Here is an 18,528-nt window from a genome sequence, read left to right on the forward strand (position 1 = left end):
AGGTCAACAATGCCAAAAAAAAGCGAAATAAGAAGTGTTTTAGTTATAGGTTCTGGACCAATAATAATAGGTCAAGCTGCAGAATTCGATTATTCAGGAACCCAAGCTTGTAAATCTTTAAAAGAAGAAGGATGTAAAGTAATATTGGTAAACAACAATCCTGCAACTATTATGACTGATACAGAAATAGCAGATGTAGTTTATATGGAAAACCTTGAAATGGATACTTTAATTTCCATTATAGAGAAAGAAAAACCCGATGGGATTTTAGGAACATTGGGAGGACAAACAGGCTTAAATCTAATTATCCAACTAAAAGATAGTGGAATTATCGATAAGTACGATATTCAAGAATTGGGAACGTCAGTTGAATCCATAAAAATAGCAGAAAGTAGAGAATTATTTAAAAGAAAAATGCAAGAAATTGAAGAACCTATCGCTGAAAGCCTCACTGTGTCAACAGTATCCGAAGCCCTAAATTTTGCTAGCCAAGTTGGGTATCCTTTGATAATACGCCCAGCATACACTTTAGGAGGAACAGGCGGTGGCTTTGCTTACAGCGAAGAAGAGTTAATAGAATTTGTGGAGAATGGACTGAAAAAGAGTATGATGAAAGAAGTCTTAATAGAAAGATCGTTATTGGGTTGGAAAGAGATCGAATACGAGTTAGTTAGAGATTCTTTTGATAATTGCATCACCGTATGTAATATGGAAAATTTTGATCCTGTTGGAATTCACACTGGAGATAGTATAGTTGTTGCCCCTTCTCAAACGTTGACAGATCAAGAACATCAAATGTTAAGGGATTCATCCCTTAAGATAGTAAAAGCTTTAAAGATTGAAGGTGCCTGCAATATTCAGTTTGCTCTTAATCCTTCTAACAAAGAATATCGAGTTATTGAAGTGAATCCTCGTTTGAGTAGATCCAGCGCCTTGGCATCCAAAGCAACGGGGTATCCTATAGCAAAAATAGCTACCAAAATAGCATTAGGATTTTCATTGGATGAGATAAAAAATCCGGTTACTGGAAAAACAACAGCCTTTTTTGAACCATCTTTAGATTATGTTGTAACAAAGATTCCACGATGGCCTTTTGATAAGTTTTATCAAGTTGATAAAAAAATAGGTACGCAAATGAAATCCACCGGGGAAACGATGGCACTTGGACGTACCTTTGAAAGTTCTTTATTAAAGGCAGTTCGCTCCCTTGATATGAAAATTAAAGGCTTGAGAATTAAAGAGGTGCAAAAAGAGAGCAATGAAGAATTAGTAGAACATTTACACATCCCAAACGAAAAAAGATTATTTCATATTGCCGAAGCACTTAGAAGAGGTTATAAGGTTTTTGATATTCATAAATTAACTTATATAGATAACTGGTTTTTAGAAAAAATAAAGAACATCGTCGATTTCGAAAATATTATTAGTACCTCCCAATTAAATTATGACCTTTTACTTAAAGCAAAGGTTCTTGGCTTTTCAGATCAAGAAATATCTGAATTAAAAGGTATACAAGAAAATGAAGTGAGAGAATTGAGAAAATCCTACGGCATTATCCCATCATACAAGATGGTTGACACGTGTGCAGCGGAGTTTGATTCAGTAACACAATATCTCTACTCAACTTATGGTGAAGAGGACGAAATAGAGGTACACAACATCATAAAAAAAGTCATAGTTATAGGTGGAGGACCGATAAGAATTGGACAAGGGGTGGAGTTTGATTATTGTACAGTTAAAGCTCTATTGGCATTAAAAGAAAAAGGTATCAAATCAATCATCATAAACAATAATCCTGAAACCGTCAGTACAGATTTTGATACAGGTGATAGATTGTACTTCGAACCTCTGACTCAAGAAGATGTTTTGAATATCATAGAAAAAGAAGGCCCACTGGGAACAATGATCATGTTTGGGGGGCAAACTGCTTTGAACCTAAGCGAAGAACTCGAAAGACAAGGGATCAGAATCTTGGGGACATCATATGAGGGTATTGATCTGTGTGAAGATAGAAAGAGATTTTCGATACTGTTGAAAAAGTTAGGGATCAACCAACCTCGTGGCGGGTACGCTACTTCATTTGATGAGGCTCGAGAAATTGCTAAACGTATAGGGTTTCCTCTTTTAGTTAGACCTTCATATGTAATAGGGGGACAATCTATAGAAAAGGTTAATTCCCTAGATGAATTATTTGAGTATTTATCACATGCTTTAGATTTATCACCAGTTAGACCAGTGCTAATAGATGAATACATAGAAGGGATAGAAGTTGAAGTTGATGCTGTCTCTGATGCAGAAGACGTATTAATTCCTGGAATAATAGAACATATTGAAAAAGCGGGAATTCATTCAGGAGATAGTTTTGCTGTATTTCCTGCCAAAAGCTTGTCTGAATTAGAAGAGAAAGAAATTGTGAGATACGTTGAAAAAATATCAAAAGCGGTGAACATTAAAGGTTTAATAAACATTCAATTTATCGTGAAAGAGGGAAAAGTTTACGTTATTGAAGTTAATCCAAGGGCCTCTAGGACTGTCCCAATAATCAGTAAAGTAACAGGAATCCCTATGATAAAACTCGCAGTTGAAATTGCATTAGGTAATAACTTGAAAAAACTTGGGTACTATGAACCTTTTTATCCAAAGATTCCATATACGGTAGTTAAAGCACCAATATTTTCATTAGAGAAATTACCAGGTGTTGAAGTTGCGCTAGGTGCAGAAATGAAATCCACAGGGGAAACCCTCGGCATTGATTTCAACTATCATAATGCGATGTATAAGGCTTTTAAAAGCGCTCATTTGAATGTTCCTTCAACAGGAAAAGTGCTATTATCATTTTCAGAAAAAGTAGTAAAGGGGAGTAAAAGTTTTGTTAAATATCTTCAAAGCTGTGGATACGAATTGTGGGGAACCACCGGGACAGCAGAAGCTTTTAAATTGATAGATATTAAAATAAAAGAGATAAATCATCAAAAATCATTAGAGTTAGTAAAGAAAGGTTATTTTTCAATGGTTATTAATTTTCCTACAAAGGGGAAAATTATATCCAACTTCGGATTTAAGTTAAGAAGAGCGTGCGTAGAAAACGCCATTCCGTTATTCACATCTTTAGAAACTGCTCAAAAATCAATTGAAGCAATTAAGAATTGCAAAATAGAAAAAAATAATGTACAGTCCTTGAACGAATATGTAGATTATTATCATAATCTACAAAACAATCTACAAATATCAAAAAGAGGTGATTCATTTATGAAAACCGGGGAAAAGGTAGTATTGGCATATTCAGGAGGGTTAGATACATCTGTAATCATACCATGGCTAAAAGAAAAGTATGATTGTGAAATCATTGCAGTATGTATTGATGTTGGTCAAGGAGAAGAAACTAATTCTATCGAGAAAAAAGCCTTTTTGAGTGGTGCAAGCAAGGTTTACATTGAAGATGTTGTAGAAGAGTTTGTAACCGATTATATCTATCCAACTTTAAAAGCTGGAGCAATATACGAAGGTAAATACTTGTTGGGAACATCCTTTGCAAGACCTCTAATGGCAAAAAAATTGGTTGAGATTGCTCACAAAGAAGGTGCAAATGTTATTGCTCACGGTTGCACCGGTAAAGGTAACGATCAGGTAAGATTTGAAGTATCTATTAAGGCGTTAGATCCTTCTATTAAAATTATTGCTCCTTGGAGAATATGGGAAATTAAGTCGAGGGAGGAAGAAATTGCCTATGCCCTAAAAAAGGGAATTCCTATATCTATAACCAAAGAAAAAATATACAGTGTTGATAAAAATATTTGGCATATAAGCCATGAAGGAGGAGATTTAGAGAATCCTTGGAATGAGCCAAAACCTGAGTTATTCGATATGGTTACTCCACCTGAAAAAGCACCCGATGTTGCTGAATATGTAACCATAGAATTTGAAAAAGGGATTCCAGTGAAGATAAACGAAGAAGAACTTTCTCCCGTAGAGTTGATAAAGAAAGCCAATGAAATTGCATCAATAAATGGTGTGGGGATTGCAGATATCGTAGAAAATCGATTAGTTGGAATGAAATCAAGAGGAGTGTATGAAACTCCAGGAGGGACATTACTCTATACGGCACACAAAGAACTTGAAAGTTTGGTTCTCGACAAGGAAACACTAAGATTCAAAGAAATGGTTGCGCAAAAATATGCAGACCTTGTTTACAATGGATTGTGGTTCTCACAGTTAAAAGAAAGTTTAGATTCTTTTGTAGATGAAACACAAAAGGTAGTTACAGGTATTGTAAAATTGAAACTTTACAAGGGAAACATCATAACTGCAGGATTAAGTTCACCATATTCATTATACAACGAAGAGTTAGCTACATTTGGAGAAGACAAGATTTATGACCAAAAGGATGCAGAAGGTTTTATAAACTTGTTTGGGCTACCTTTGAAGATGAGAGCTTATCAGATGAAGCATTTTGAAGAAAATCAAAAATATAACAAAACGGTTGTTGGAGGGGAACAATGAAATTGTGGGGTGGACGGTTTAAAGAAGAAATTGATGAAGATATGGAAATTCTAAACTCATCGATCAAGGTGGATATAAGATTATTTCCATACGATATAGAGGCATCTTTAGCCCATGCAAAAGGATTGAAAAAAGCAAAAATAATTACAGAAAAAGAGTTTGAACAAATTGAAAAGGCATTGAAAGAAATAAAAGAAACAACATTCCAAGAAATTCCCATCGTAGAAGATGTGCACACCTTGGTAGAACAAATGTTGGTTGAAAAGATCGGAGACGTAGGCAAAAAAATTCACACAGCTAGAAGTAGGAACGATCAAATAGCAACCGACGAAAGATTGTACTTACGAGACGAAATATTAAAAATTATGGATTTATTAGATCAATTAAATTCAGTTTTATTAGAACTTTCCAAAAAGTACAAAAACAAAGTTATGCCCGGTTACACACATTTGCAAAGAGCTCAACCTATCACATTTTCTCATCATTTATTAGCTTACGTAGAGATGTTTAAAAGGGATATAGAACGATTAAAAGAAGCTTTAAAAAGAGTGAATGTTTCGGTTTTAGGTTCAGGAGCTTTAGCAGGAACATCATACGATATAGATAGAATGTATGTGGCTTCACTGTTAGATTTTAAAGAGGTTTCGATGAATAGTATGGATGGAGTGAGCGACAGGGATTTCATCATCGAATTCTTGTCCATAGCTTCTCTAATAATGATGCATTTGAGTAGATTTTCTGAGGAGATAGTCCTTTGGTCTACCCAAGAGTTCAATTTTGTTGAATTGAGCGATGAATATTCGACTGGAAGTAGTATAATGCCACAAAAGAAAAATCCAGATTCCGCTGAATTAATAAGGGGTAAAACGGGTAGAGTATATGGAAATTTGTTCACTCTTTTGACGACTATGAAAGGCTTACCTCTTGGGTATAACAAAGATATGCAAGAAGATAAAGAACCTCTGTTTGATACTGTGGATACATTGAAAAGCTGTTTAAAGGTTTTTATTGGTATGTTAAAAACTATGCATGTGAATGAAAATAAGATGGAAGAAGCAGTAAAATATGGCTATCTCAATGCAACAGATTTAGCAGATTATTTGGTCAAAAAAGGAATCCCTTTTAGAACAGCACACGATATAGTTGGGAAATTAGTTGTATATGCTATAACAAAAAATGTTCCCTTAGAAGAGCTAAATATAGCAGAATTTAGAAATTTTTGTCAGTTTATAGATGAAGACGTATATGAAGTTTTAGATGTAAAAAATATTCTAAAAAGCCGTAAAACAATTGGGGCAGCACGATGGGAGGAAGAAATATGAAGGTAGGTATACTTGGAGCAACGGGATACACCGGTATAGAATTAATTAGAATACTATCGAAACACGCTAATGCAAAGATAAGTTATTTGTCCTCAAAACACTTTGAATCCCAATTAATTTCAGAAGTTTATCCAGGACTATCAGGATTTTGTGATGAGATATTAGAGGGGGATGATTTTAACAAAGTTGTTGCTATTTGCGATATAATATTTTCAACTTTACCTCACGAATTAACCTTTGAAATAGGCAAAATGGTGATTGATGCGGGCAAGAAATTGATAGATCTGGGTCCTGCATTTCGTTTTGATGACTTTAATGTCTTCAAAAAGTGGTATGGTTCAAACGGTGACATAGAATACGATAAATTCAATAAAGTCTACGGATTAACGGAGTTAAATAGAAAAAAGATTAAAAATGCACAAATTGTGGGCAATCCAGGTTGTTATCCAACTAGTGTGATTTTGGCATTAGCCCCTGTTTTAAAAAATAGAGTTGTAGTTGATAAAAACATCATTATTGATAGTAAATCAGGGGTATCAGGCGCTGGACATGAACCTAAATTTAGTAACTTGTATTCAGAATGTAACGAAAATACCAAACCTTACAACGTTGCCCAACATAGACATATTCCAGAAATAGAACAAGAACTATCAAAGATAATGGAACAAGATGTGAAAGTTGTTTTCACTCCACATCTTGTTCCAATGACAAGAGGGATTTTAAGTACTATTTATTGTAATTTGGAATCAGGTATAACATTGAAGGATGTGTATGATCTTTATCAAGAGTTTTATAAAAATGATTATTTTATAAAAATTCTTAAACCTGGAAAGTATCCCTCTACTAAAAGTGTAACTGGATCCAATTTCTGCCAAATAGGTTTTGAAATTGATGAACGTACAAACACCTTAATAATCTTATCTGCTATTGATAATTTAATGAAGGGAGCTAGTGGTCAGGCGGTACAAAATATGAATTTAATGTTTGAACTGCCTGAGAATAAGGGACTTGATATAATAAGAATTTTTCCCTGAACTTGATATATTTTTAAATTTAATGTATAATTAAAAAAATTTCGGGACGTTGAAGTAAGCTTCTAGTTACGAAAGATTCCAAAACTGAAAGGAGGGAGGGTACGATTCTTCTTAAAGTATTGGAAAGAAGAACGTACATCAGAAAGTGAGTAACGTATATATAGTTGATACCACTTTAAGAGATGGCGAACAAACTGCCGGGGTAGTATTTGCCAATGAAGAAAAGGTCCAAATTGCAAAGATGTTAGCCGAATTAGGTGTCTATCAGATCGAAGCAGGGATTCCTACGATGGGTGGAGACGAAAAAGAAGCAATAAAGAAGATCTGTAAATTAGACTTAGGTGTTTCAATTATGGGATGGAACAGAGCCGTTATTAAGGATATTGAAGAATCTATTGATTGTGGAGTAGATGCGGTTGCAATTTCTATTTCTACTTCAGATATTCACATCAAACACAAATTAAAAAAAGATAGGGATTGGGTATTAAAAAGCATGGTCGATGCTACTAAATTTGCCAAAAAGCACAATTTATACGTTTCTGTAAATGCCGAAGACGCCTCTAGAAGCGATATGAATTTTCTTATAAAGTTCGCTAAAGAGGCTAAAGAAGCTGGAGCAGACAGGTTAAGATACTGTGACACCGTGGGTATGATGGAACCATTTTCGATTTACGAACATATTAGACAAATAATAGACGAAGTTGGTATAAACATTGAAATGCATACTCACAACGATTTTGGTTTAGCTACTGCAAATACATTGGCAGGAATAAGAGCGGGTGCTAAATACGCAGGTGTTACGGTAAATGGATTAGGAGAAAGGGCAGGAAATGCTGCTTTAGAAGAAGTGGTGATGGCTCTTAAATACATTTACAAAAATGATTTGGGAATAAAAACGAACTTATTAAAAGAAGTTTGTGAATATGTTGCCAAAGCCTCCGGAAGAGTTCTTCCTTTATCAAAAACAATCGTCGGACTTAATGTTTTTGCTCACGAGTCGGGTATTCATACAGATGGTGTCTTGAAAGACTCAAAAACATACGAATCTTTTTCACCTGAGGAAGTTGGATTGGAAAGACAGATACTTATTGGCAAACATTCGGGGAGGAACGCTATTGTTGCAAAGTTTAAAGAGTACGATATAGATTTAACTCCAGAAGAAGCAGAAGAAATTTTAAAAATGGTAAGATCCCTTTCTGTTCAACTCAAAAGAAGCTTATTTGACAAAGAGTTAATCTATCTATACAATGAAATGAGGGAGGAAAAGATAAAGGATGTCAACTTGCAAAACAATATCTGAAAAGATATTCAGCGATCATTTGGGAAGAGATGTCGAAGCTGGAGAAATAGTAATAGTTGATGTTGACTTTATGATGGGGCAAGACGGAACCACACCATTAGCTATTAAAACTTTTGAAAATGTTGGAGCAAACAAGATTTCTAATCCTGAAAAAGTAGCCTTTGTAATAGACCATAACGCTCCCAGTCCAAGTGAGAAAGTGTCTGCTTTACATAAGTTAATGAGAGATTTTAGTAACAAGTATAATACAAATTTTTATGATATTGGTGAGGGTATATGCCATCAATTAATTCCTGAGAAAGGACATGCCTTACCTGGACAGATTGTAATAGGCGCTGATTCTCACACATGTACTTATGGAGCTATAAATTGTTTCTCAACAGGTGTTGGATCAACTGATTTAGCTATAGCTATGGCTAGTGGCAAGTTGTGGTTTAAGATACCAGAAAGTATAAAAATTATTTTAGAAGGTTCTCTGCCAACAGGTGTTTTTTCTAAGGACCTCGCTTTGTATATTATAAAAAACTTGTCCGCTAACGGAGCCACATACAAAGCTGTAGAGTTTGAAGGTCCGATTATAGATAGCTTGTCTGTGGAAGCAAGATTCACTATTTCTAATATGTCAGTAGAAATGGGTGCTAAAGTTGGTTTGATGAGACTGGATAAAAAAGCTGAAAATTGGGTAAAAGAAAGAACGAATAGCCAATTTAAAAGTTATGAACCAGACGAAGGTGCAAAGTATGAAAAAATATATAAATTTGATGTTAGCAATTTAGAACCTCAAATAGCTAAACCTCATACCGTTGATAATGTTAGCCCTATTACTGAAGTTGAAGGTATTCCTATACAACAGGGACTATTAGGTACCTGCACTAATGGAAGAATTGAAGATTTAAGAATAGCCGCAAGTATATTAAAAGATAAAAAAATTCACAAAAATGTTAGACTCATTGTGGCACCGGCATCTAAAGATACCTTATTAAAAGCGATGAATGAAGGAATAATTCAATCTTTAATCCAAGCTGGTGCGACTGTGGTAGCCCCTGGTTGTGGACCTTGTGTTGGAACACATAACGGCGTTCCCTCTGATGGGGAGAATGTAATTTCTACTGCAAATAGAAATTTCAAAGGAAGAATGGGAAACAACAAGGCTTTTATTTATTTGGGATCACCTGCTACAGTGGCAGCTTCTTGTATAGAGGGGAAAATTACTGATCCTCGTAAATATTTGTGATATTTAATTTTGTGAGCGGGAGGATAAATAATGGAATTAAAAGGTTATTCTCATAAATTTGGAGACGATGTAAACACCGACTACATTATCTCTGGAAAATATAAATTTAGTACCATTAATATGGACGAATTATCTGTCCATTTGATGGAAGATCTAAGGCCAAATTTCTTTAATGAAATTAAAAAGGGTGATTTCATCGTTGCAGGGGCAAATTTTGGTTGTGGTTCTTCCAGAGAACAAGCTCCTTTAGTTATAAAACATGCTGGTATAAGTGCGGTAATAGCAACTTCTTTTGCCCGTATATTTTACAGAAATTCTATAAATATAGGTTTGCCTTTGGTTGAAGTTCCGACTGATAATATAGCTGAAGGTGATTTATTAGCTGTCGATCTGGAGAAAGGTGTAGTTAAAAATCTTACTAAGGAAGAAGTTTTGAAGATTAAATCTCTTCCAAAAGTTATGTTGAAGATTTTACAGAGTGGTGGTCTGGTGAATTACTACAAAAAATACGGTACTTTAGAATTAATAGATTAGTTAGTAGGTGATTTTATGTATACAGTTACTTTAATTCCGGGTGATGGAATAGGTCCAGAAATAACATCTGTAGTTGTAGAGATTTTCGAACACTTGAAAGCTCCTATTAGTTGGGAAGTTGTAGATGCTGGAGAGACGGTAATTGATAAATATGGAACTCCACTACCTGATTATGTGATTGATTCTATTAAAAGAAACAAAGTAGCATTGAAAGGTCCTATTACTACTCCAATAGGTAAAGGATTTAGAAGTGTGAACGTTACCCTCAGAGAAAAGTTAAATCTATATGCAAATTTAAGACCTATTAAAAGTTTAGCAGGTCTCAATACTAAGTACAATAACGTTGATTTAGTTGTAGTGAGAGAAAATACCGAAGGTTTGTATAAAGGGATTGAGTACAAGATTGACAATGCAGCATGTGCTGTTAGAGTTATCACAAAAAATGCAAGTGAAAAGATCGCACAGTTTGCCTTTAAATATGTAAAAGAAAACAACAGAAAGAAAGTTACAGCTGTTCATAAGGCAAATATTTTAAAGATTACTGACGGCTTATTTTTGGATTGTACTAAAAAAGCAGCAAACGAATATCCTGAAATAGAGTACGAAGAAAAGATTGTTGACAATATGTCCATGCAGTTGGTTTTGAATCCTGAAAAATATGATGTAATTGTAGCTCCTAATTTGTATGGAGATATCCTTTCCGATTTAGCAGCAGGTTTGATTGGAGGATTGGGTCTTGCTCCTGGCGCTAATATTGGAGAGGATGTTGCTATCTTTGAAGCGGTTCACGGAAGTGCCCCAGATATAGCCAACAAAGGTATAGCAAACCCGATTGCTTTATTAAGGTCATCTATTATGTTGTTAGATTATTTGAAACTGAATGAGTTAGCAAAAAAACTCGAAGATGCTATCTCTGAAACGGTTAAATATATAGATTGTTTGACACCAGATTTAGGTGGAAAAGGAAACACTGAATCTATGAAAAATAAAATTATTTCATTTCTGGACTAAATGGTTGGTGATTTTTGTGAAAAAAACAATCAATAAGATAGTTATAAAGGTTGGTAGTAGTTCAATAGCCGATGAAAATGGAATAAATGTTGGTAAAATGAATCAAATCGTTGAACAGCTGGCAGAATTAAAGTTTCAAAGAAAAGATATTATTATTGTCTCTTCGGGAGCTATAGCTGCGGGCAAAAGTGAATTAGGCTACCATTATAAACCGTATTCTCTTTCTGAAAAACAGGCTTGTGCCGCTGTTGGTCAAGGTGTATTGATTTCTAAATATCGTGACCTTTTTGCAAATAAAAATATTAAAGTCGCTCAAATACTTTTAACGGCTGACGATTTTTCTAATCGTCAGCGTTACTTAAATGCTTACAACACAATGAATACTCTTTTAGACACAGGTGTAATACCCATTGTAAACGAAAACGATACAATAACAACAGATGAAATCAAATTTGGTGATAATGATGTTTTATCTGCTCAAGTTGCAAGTTTGTTGGAAGCTGATTTATCGATCATTCTCTCAGATATTCCAGGATTGTTGAAAGATTTAGGTGATCCGAAATCATTGGTAAATACTGTTGAAGAAATTACTCCTGATATTGAAAATCTTGCCATCGGAAAAAGTGGTAAACTAGGTACCGGCGGGATGAGTTCAAAATTAAAAGCAGCAAAGATTTCCATTGCCTCAGGAATACCTTTAACAATTCTCCCCTCTTATGAGAAAGGAATTATCAAAAAAGTTGTGGATGCTATAGAAAATAAACAGTTTAATGTTGGCACAACCTTTTTACCTAAAGGGGAAAGGATGAGCAAAAGGAAGAGATGGATTCAATTCAGCTTAAAGCCAAAAGGCGAATTAATCGTTGATAATGGAGCCCATGAGGCACTTTTAAAAGGAAAAAGTTTGTTAGCGGTAGGAATTGTAAGTGTATCAGGTAGTTTTTCCGTCGGAGATCTGGTGATAATATCCAATAAAAAAAGGGAAAACATTGGGAAGGGTTTAGTAAACTATTCTTCAGAAGAATTAAAAGAAATAATTGGTAAAAAGACAAATGATATACTCACATTTAAAGAAAACTTACGTCCTGAAGAAGTAATACACAGGAACAATTTAGTTATAATGGAGGCAACGGAGGGATTTGAACCCTCGAATAGCGGTTTTGCAGACCGCCGCCTTTGACCCCTTGGCTACGTTGCCAAATTGGCGGGGACGACGGGACTCGAACCCGCGAGCACCGGTGTGACAGACCGGCATGATAACCAGCTTCACTACGTCCCCATCAACTTCAAATGTATTTTATCATATAATTTTGCTTTTGTCCATACTATTCTTCACTTTTTTCATTATCAGTATTTGGTTTTTCTTCTTTCCCTTCTTCTGTGGGGTTAACATTTCCACCTTCAAACTCATCTTTTGATATTTCAACTATTTGTACCTTCTCTTTGATAAATTGGGCTACTTTTTCTCTTAATTTGTTCCACACGATTTCATTAGATAGTTCAGGATTCGAACTTATTATCTCTTGAGCACGTGAGAAAGGTAATCCATACATAGTTGAGAAATTCTTAATCTCTTGAGATATTTCATCGTTCTCTACTTTGATATTGTTTTTTAAGGATAGTTCTTCGATGATAATCATTTCTTTAATCCAATTCAAAGCGCTTTTTTTGATATCCTCTTTCAATTTATTTTCATCATTATCGTATTTTTTTAGATTTTCTTCGTATTTATCTTTGTTTTTTAGATCTCTTATAGTTGCATCAACATAATAATTTAAACTCTCTTCAGAGATATCAATATCCACATAATTTGGTAACTCTGATAAAATATAGTTGATAACAAACTGATCTTGCCAATTTTTAACCGCTTCTTCTCCTTCTTTTCTCAACGTTTCATTCAGCTCGTTCAACGATTCTACTTCAATATTCAACTCTTTTGCAAAATTATCGTTTAATTCTGGAAGCCTTCTAGTATAAGCTTGGGCAATTCGGACTTTTTGAATAACTTTTTTGCCTTGATCATCTTTTTCTAATTCAAATTCATCACCGGCGGTTTTTCCTATGAGTTTTTTAACGAGCTCTCTTTCATCATCTTCTCTTACTAAGATTTCTTCTTCTTCATTAGATTTGCTTACTTCACCGTTTTCTTCTACTAAATCATAGTTTATTCTTACATAATCTCCATATTGTATAGGTTCTTCTTTTGGATCTAATATTGCGTTGCTCTCCAGTAAATCATCCAGCCTTCTTTGTACAAAATCTTCAACCACTTCTTTAGATTCAGGTATTTTAACCGTCATATTTTCAAATTCAGTTTTTATTATTTCAGGATAGGTGTGAATCAGAACCTCGAATTCGATGTGTTCCTCATCTTGAGCTCTGGATTCAACAGTAATTGGAAAAAGCAACTTTTCTTCTTCTCTGATTTTGTGATCCAGTTCATGTTCTGCTTCGTCTAATAACATATTATTGAAGTCAGAGCCTAAGCGCAACTTAATAACCTGTTTGGGAACTTTCCCTTTTCTAAATCCTTCAAAGGTGTAATGTTGGTTAATTTCTCGAACAATTTGATTTTCTATTTTTTCAATTTCATCTTTAGAAAATTTTATGAGGTATTTCTTAACATTTTTGTCTTGGCTGAGCAAAGTTTTTTCCATGATCCTTCCTCCTAATTTGAGAAGTTTTCATCAAAGTTCAAAGTATTATACAATGAAAGAAAAGGAATTTGGTTAATTAAACGTCAATTTTTGTTTTTCTAGTGTAAACATTTTTCTTAATTCAAACTTTGTTTGTATAATATTTATGGAAATTACGATTTATTTGTGATACAATATTTCGATTCGAAGCAGTAATCCGAGGTGAATATATTGGTTGGACGGTTTCTTTTGAAAGATATTCCAATGGTTTATGGCAGACAAGATGATATTTATTCTTTTATTAAAGGCGAAATCGGAAAAGAGAAGCTTTGGATAGTCACTTTAAATGCGTTAATGTATATGGAATATTTAAAGGGTAACGAATATTCTGAAGCTATCAGTAAAGCATCTTTTTCCATTCCTGATGGGGTGGGGATAGTTAAATTGCTCAAAAAGAAAGGAATTGAAACTGAAAGATGCCCCGGTATAGATACAATGAAGTATTTGTTAGAATTATCTCATATGAATAATTATAGAATATTTTTGCTTGGGTCAGAAGAGAGTATAGTTAAACAAGCAGCTGAAAGAATTGAGAAAATGTTCAAGGTAAATATAGTTGGATATCACCATGGATATTTTGATACAAATAACGAAGGAGAAGTAGTTAGAAAAATTAATGATAGTAAAACGGATCTCTTATTTGTAGGGATGGGAATCCCAAAACAGGAATCCTTTATTTTAAGGAACTTTGAAACGTTGGAGGCAAAGCTTATGATGGGAGTAGGAGGAAGCTTTGGTGTATTTGCAGGCGTTACGAAAAGGGCTCCTCTTTTCTTTCAAAAGGTTGGCTTAGAATGGTTGTATAGAATGCTTGAAGAGCCCCATCGGATTAAAAAAATACCTGATTTATTTAAATTTTATGTGAATTTATATCGGACTAAAAATTAATTATATAAATTCAATATTTAACCGTGAAATCTCAGAGGAAATGTTCAGATAACAAGTGTAAAATGCTTCTGAGAAATTATCAGTAACATAAGTTCCATCTTCTCTTTGGTACATTCGTCCAAAATTTTTAAAGTTTAAATCTCCGATATGATTCAATACTAAAGAGACATCCTCAGGCAATTTTATATTTATGGATGAAACTTCTGAGTTTAAGTCAATCGAGGTATTATCATTTTGAGAAGGTATCAAAGTAATGTTAGACCCAGTTGATTTGATTCTTACTTCTCTTGTTTTAATTCGTCTTAGATCAAAGAAAGCAGTACAAACATTCAAATCTGCATGATAATTGTAATAAGTATTCTCGTTTAAATATACAGTTATCTTTGCTCGTTCAGGTATTTTTACATTGGATACTTTCAACTTGTTAAAAATATTCACTTTAGAAGAGTCATATTCTTTTTTAAAGGAATATATATCATTATCAATTACAGCTTTTACCTTTACGGGTGAGTCTATCTTATAAGAATCGATAGTTAGAGAGCTCCAATCTACATCTGTTGTTAATTCAAGTGTGTTACCTGTAAATTTAGGTGGCAGATTTTCGGATATAATCGATTTATTAATCCTTATGTGGGGTTTTCTAATATGAAATAGACCGCTAAATCCAGCGTCAATAATATAAGACGCGATCATCAATAGAAATAGTTGACCAAAATCTAGAGAAGTGGGAAACAACTGAAATGTATCGATCATCAATATCGTTCCAAATATTAGACTTCCGAGAGTTCCAACGTTTCTCTTTTTGAATGAAGTTATTCCACATACAAGAAAAATTACTCCAAAGAAGAATTCTATCAAGCTGAAACTAACCAAGAATTCGTTGAAAATGACTGATAAAACGATTAAAATACCTAACGCAATTAATATTATTCTACCATGCATTATTATTCCCCCCTATCCTTCAAAAATTTATCCGCTAGTTCTTCAGAGTATCCCAACTCTTTTAAAAGTTCTATGGCAAAAGATCGAGAAATTTTTTTCTCTTTTAATAAAGACAAAATCTTTTTTTCTTCAATGGTTAGGAATTCATCACCTTTTGAATTATCTTCACGTTTTTCTTTTCCCATTTCTTCCATGGCTTCCCCCTGAGGTTCTACTCCTCTAATACTGATATCTCCACTCATTACATTAATTTTTAACACTCTTTTTTTGGGCAGAGTAGAAGAATCACTACTTTGAACTAAATCAACGTTTGATTTTATCGATGATGAATACCTGTGTGTCGGAGCCTCTAAATAAATTTTTTCTTTTCCTTGAACTATTAGATCTATATCTCCAGAAGCTGTGTTTACGGTACAATAAAAATCTTCCACGAGGGAATCTACGAAAATATCACCGCTCGCTGATTTAAAGTTTGCTGCTTTCACGATACAATTTTTTATCGAAACATCACCAGAAGCCATACTTACCTTAAGATTTTCTATTTTAGAGTTTTCAACTAAAACATCGCCACTAGCCATACTAAAATCACCCTTTAATATATTCACGTTGTGAATTTCGAAATCTCCAGAGGCACCTTTTAAAATTAATTCATCCATATCACTGTCGTTTAAGTCGATACTCACGTCCCCCGACCCTGTATTCACCATCAAAGATTCCAACATTTTGGTTTGATTAGCTCCATTAATATCTATATCTCCTGAACGTGTTTTTATGGTTAAATTACCTAAGTTAGTAGAATCCAAATTAGTTTCTATATCAGCAGAAGATAGGTCTAACTCCACATCATTAACTTGATCACCTATGTACAAGTTAATAGGTACTTCATGGAACATTTTAGAGAATGTAAAGAATCTTGATAAAAAATCACCCTTTTCATAATCTATGTCGATTGAAACGCTTGTATGATCCGAGTCCCAAGCAGTCCCTACGTTAACGTCTTGGTCTACGTATTCAAGATGTGTTATTTCTCCATAACAAACCTTTATTCTTCCATGAAAGTTTCTCGCTTTTATTTTAATTGCTTTTACATCATTTAAATCAATCTTTGGCATTTACAATCACTCCTTTATTTTTTGTATTTTTTTAATAGTTCTTTTGCATCTTCAGGGGTAATTTCTCCTTTTTCAATTTTTTCAAGGATTTCAAGGGTTTTTTCTCTGCTTTCAATACTTTCAGATTCGTATCCCATTGCTGTTGCAACTTCTTCTAATCTGGCTTTTGCCGTAGGATAAGAGATACCAAGCTCTTTTTGTAATTCTGATAAATTTCCTCTAACCTTGATAAAAATCTTTAAAAAATTTAATTGCTGGTTTGTTAATTGTGCGAATTCTTCTAATTCGAAGTTGCCAGATATTTCGGTTCCACATTCTTCACATCGATATTTTACGATATTTAACTTACTTCCACAAACGGGACATTTGGATAAACGATATTTTGGCATATTAGAACCTCCCATTATTAATTTTTTATGTTTTAAATAATATTTTTGATAGTTTTCCATAGTATTTTAAAAAAATTATAACATAAAACTTTAAAAATGTCTAGTTTTAATAAAAATTTTTTGTATCTAACATTAAAAAAATTAAGTAGTTGGGTTTATTAAAAAATTCTGAAAAATATAGGTATTTGATATAATCAATGATATAATATTTGTTGGGTTTAAGTTAAAATTATACTTTGAGGAGGTCCAAACGTGGCAAAAGACTCACCAAGTTGGTTAAAAAGTTCTGTAATTTATGAAGTTTTTGTTAGAAATTATGGAAATGCTGGAACCTTTAATGATATATACAACGATATTGAACGTATTAAGGCTTTGGGAGCGGACATACTGTGGTTTATGCCTTTTTATCCCATTGGAAAGGTTGGTAGAAAAGGTACCCATGGAAGCCCATATTCTATAAAAGATTACGAAGAAATATCTAAAGAAATTGGAAATAAGAGGGATTTTAAAAGATTAATAGACAAGGCACATGACAATGGAATAAAAATAATGATCGATATCGTATTCAACCATACCTCTATGGATTCAAAGTTGGTGGAAACACATCCTGAATGGTTCATGAAAGATGAAACCGGTCAATTAACAAGAAAAGTTGAAGATTGGATGGATGTTTACGATTTGGATTATGAAAATAAGGATTTATGGGATTATCTAATAAAAGTTTTGGATAGTTGGGTTGATCTTGGCGTAGATGGTTTTAGATGTGATGTTGCACCGCTTGTACCATTAGAGTTTTGGAAAAAAGCTAGAGAAAAATTGAATCAAAGAAAAGAAATTATATGGTTGGCAGAAACACTTGATCCAAAATTTATTTACGATCTGAGAACTAGAGGATACAATGTTCATTCAGATTCAGAGGTATATGAAGCCTTTGACCTTACATACGATTACGATGGCCTCTGCTATTTAAGAAGTTATTTTTCTGGTGAAAAAGATTTGAATTGTTATTTCGATCATGTTTTTTTGCAAGAAACAATATTTCCAAAAAATTCCTTTAAAATGCGTTTTTTAGAAAATCATGATAATCCTAGAATAGCTTCAGTTTTAAATGGAAAAGATAAGATCAAAAATTGGACCGTTTTATATAATCTTTTGCCAGGTGCTTCTTTAATTTACGCTGGTCAAGAATTAATGATGGAGAATCTACCTAACCTTTTCGAAAAAGACCCGATCAAATGGAACAAAGGTGACTATGAATTTTTAAGCTTTTTCAAAAAGATTGTTAATATGGCTAAAAAGATTAAATCAGCCTGCCACCAATTTTCTATTAGAGAGTTATCTAAGGGTATAATAATGATAAAATGGAGTGGAGATGAGGATGAATACATTACTATCTTGAATTTGGAGGATAGATATGGGAAAATACCAGTAGACTTTACTTTGTATGGAAGTGATTTAATAACTAATGAAATAGTTTCTATACAATCGTACTTTGTGATCAGCAAATTACCAATTATTATTAAAACAAGGTGAAATATTGCATATCCAAATTAACCCAATTTGATG

The 18,528-nt window shown here is 33.6% G+C and carries 13 protein-coding genes, 2 tRNA genes and 1 pseudogene; 10 read left to right on the forward strand and 6 right to left on the reverse strand.

Going from position 1 to position 18,528, the window contains the following annotated elements; genetic code table 11:
- Window positions 1-9 precede the first annotated feature (9 nt).
- From carB to proB, 8 genes and pseudogenes are all read left to right on the forward strand, one after another.
- Window positions 10-4,500, forward strand: a complete 4,491-nt coding sequence (carB, locus tag X929_RS07325; RefSeq protein WP_103067372.1) for a carbamoyl-phosphate synthase (glutamine-hydrolyzing) large subunit — start codon at window positions 10-12, stop codon at window positions 4,498-4,500.
- Window positions 4,497-5,822, forward strand: a complete 1,326-nt coding sequence (gene argH / locus X929_RS07330) for an argininosuccinate lyase (protein ID WP_103067373.1) — start codon at window positions 4,497-4,499, stop codon at window positions 5,820-5,822. Before carB ends, argH begins: the two co-directional genes overlap by 4 nt.
- Window positions 5,819-6,856 carry an N-acetyl-gamma-glutamyl-phosphate reductase gene (gene argC, locus X929_RS07335; protein WP_103067374.1) on the forward strand — a complete coding sequence of 346 codons (1,038 nt, stop codon included), beginning with the start codon at window positions 5,819-5,821 and terminating at the stop codon, window positions 6,854-6,856. Before argH ends, argC begins: the two co-directional genes overlap by 4 nt.
- Window positions 6,857-7,001: 145 nt before the next feature.
- Window positions 7,002-8,156 (forward strand): homocitrate synthase, encoded by a 1,155-nt coding sequence (gene nifV, locus X929_RS07340; protein ID WP_103067375.1) that lies wholly within the window; start codon window positions 7,002-7,004, stop codon window positions 8,154-8,156.
- Entirely contained in the window at window positions 8,131-9,390 is a 1,260-nt protein-coding gene (locus X929_RS07345; RefSeq protein WP_103067376.1) for a 3-isopropylmalate dehydratase large subunit, read from the forward strand. The genes nifV and X929_RS07345 overlap by 26 nt, the downstream gene beginning before the upstream one ends.
- A 30-nt stretch (window positions 9,391-9,420) precedes the next feature.
- Window positions 9,421-9,924 (forward strand): 3-isopropylmalate dehydratase small subunit, encoded by a 504-nt coding sequence (locus X929_RS07350; RefSeq protein ID WP_103067377.1) that lies wholly within the window; start codon window positions 9,421-9,423, stop codon window positions 9,922-9,924.
- A 15-nt stretch (window positions 9,925-9,939) separates the two neighbouring features.
- Entirely contained in the window at window positions 9,940-10,935 is a 996-nt protein-coding gene (locus X929_RS07355; protein WP_103067378.1) for an isocitrate/isopropylmalate dehydrogenase family protein, read from the forward strand.
- Between the two features lie 16 nt (window positions 10,936-10,951).
- A pseudogene (gene proB, locus X929_RS09930) lies at window positions 10,952-11,995 on the forward strand (glutamate 5-kinase); the annotation flags it as partial.
- Window positions 11,996-12,056: 61 nt separating this feature from the next.
- Here proB and X929_RS07365 read toward each other — a convergent pair.
- The 3 genes from X929_RS07365 to tig all read right to left on the reverse strand — a co-directional run bounded on the left by X929_RS07365 (window position 12,057) and on the right by tig (window position 13,592).
- Window positions 12,057-12,133, reverse strand: a tRNA-Cys gene (locus tag X929_RS07365).
- Window positions 12,134-12,137: 4 nt separating this feature from the next.
- Window positions 12,138-12,214, reverse strand: a tRNA-Asp gene (locus tag X929_RS07370).
- Window positions 12,215-12,260: 46 nt separating this feature from the next.
- Window positions 12,261-13,592: a trigger factor gene (gene tig / locus X929_RS07375; protein WP_103067379.1), complete on the reverse strand. Its 1,332-nt coding sequence runs from the start codon at window positions 13,590-13,592 to the stop codon at window positions 12,261-12,263.
- 201 nt (window positions 13,593-13,793) lie between these two features.
- Here tig and X929_RS07380 point away from each other — a divergent pair, with 201 nt between their 5' ends.
- The gene (locus X929_RS07380; protein ID WP_245858680.1) at window positions 13,794-14,519 is read left to right on the forward strand and encodes a WecB/TagA/CpsF family glycosyltransferase; all 726 of its coding nucleotides are present in this window, start codon (window positions 13,794-13,796) and stop codon (window positions 14,517-14,519) included.
- On the opposite strand, the gene X929_RS07385 is transcribed toward X929_RS07380, so the two are convergent.
- The 3 genes from X929_RS07385 to X929_RS07395 are packed head-to-tail and all read right to left on the reverse strand — an operon-like array spanning window position 14,520 to window position 16,962.
- Window positions 14,520-15,461 carry a hypothetical protein gene (locus X929_RS07385; RefSeq protein ID WP_103067381.1) on the reverse strand — a complete coding sequence of 314 codons (942 nt, stop codon included), beginning with the start codon at window positions 15,459-15,461 and terminating at the stop codon, window positions 14,520-14,522.
- A gap of 2 nt (window positions 15,462-15,463) precedes the next feature.
- A complete protein-coding gene (locus X929_RS07390; protein WP_103067382.1) occupies window positions 15,464-16,573 on the reverse strand; it encodes a DUF4097 family beta strand repeat-containing protein in 1,110 nt (369 codons plus the stop codon).
- A 14-nt stretch (window positions 16,574-16,587) separates the two neighbouring features.
- Window positions 16,588-16,962: a DUF2089 domain-containing protein gene (locus X929_RS07395; protein ID WP_103067383.1), complete on the reverse strand. Its 375-nt coding sequence runs from the start codon at window positions 16,960-16,962 to the stop codon at window positions 16,588-16,590.
- A 252-nt stretch (window positions 16,963-17,214) separates the two neighbouring features.
- On the opposite strand from X929_RS07395, the gene X929_RS07400 reads away from it, so the two are divergent.
- Window positions 17,215-18,495, forward strand: a complete 1,281-nt coding sequence (locus X929_RS07400; protein ID WP_103067384.1) for an alpha-amylase family glycosyl hydrolase — start codon at window positions 17,215-17,217, stop codon at window positions 18,493-18,495.
- The last annotated feature ends 33 nt before the right edge of the window (window positions 18,496-18,528 follow it).

The organism is Petrotoga olearia DSM 13574, assembly GCF_002895525.1.
Classification (GTDB): domain Bacteria; phylum Thermotogota; class Thermotogae; order Petrotogales; family Petrotogaceae; genus Petrotoga; species Petrotoga olearia.